This window comes from Pseudomonas sp. 43(2021), from assembly GCF_017490805.1.
Taxonomy (GTDB): domain Bacteria; phylum Pseudomonadota; class Gammaproteobacteria; order Pseudomonadales; family Pseudomonadaceae; genus Aquipseudomonas.
In genome coordinates this window covers 1-501 of record NZ_JAFGYJ010000319.1, presented here as the reverse complement: position 1 = coordinate 501, position 501 = coordinate 1, and the positions used below count along the sequence as shown (strand labels likewise).

The 501-nt window shown below is 58.9% G+C and carries 1 protein-coding gene; it reads left to right on the top strand.

Annotated features, from left to right (window positions below; all coding sequences use genetic code 11):
- On the top strand, positions 1–501 hold a 501-nt coding region (locus J5M71_RS27415; protein WP_207838691.1), incomplete at both ends, for a UvrD-helicase domain-containing protein.

The following is a 501-nucleotide window of genomic DNA, read 5'->3' as shown; positions in this document are numbered from 1 at the left end:
ACGCCGTCCACCTCGGTGGTGGCCGGTGCCGGCGCCGGCAAATCGACCACGCTGGTGCTGCGCATTCTGTTGCTCAGCCATTATCTGGGTTTTGAGCTGGATTCGATGACCGTGGTGACCTTCACCCGCGAATCGCGTAAGGACTTCATCAACAAACTGATCGAAATCTTCACGCTGTGGGGGCAGCCGCTGAACCTCAAGCAGGCACGTGAGCTGGTCAGAACCTTCCACTCACGCATCCTGCCGATGGTGCGCAGCCTGCCGGGTTTCGAGCGTTTGCAGGCCTTCGAGAACCTCAGCGATCGCCCGCAAAGCGGCGCAGAGGAGGTCGACAGCAATCCGTTTGACCTGCGTATCAATGACGCACAGCGCCAGCAACTTAATGCTTGTTATCACCGGCTGTTCAACGACGATGAGCGTTTCCGCCAGTTGATCCAGCCGCTGTCCCGCGCGGGTTTGCAATTAAAGGAACTGGAACGCGACCACCCCGATGTGCAGAAG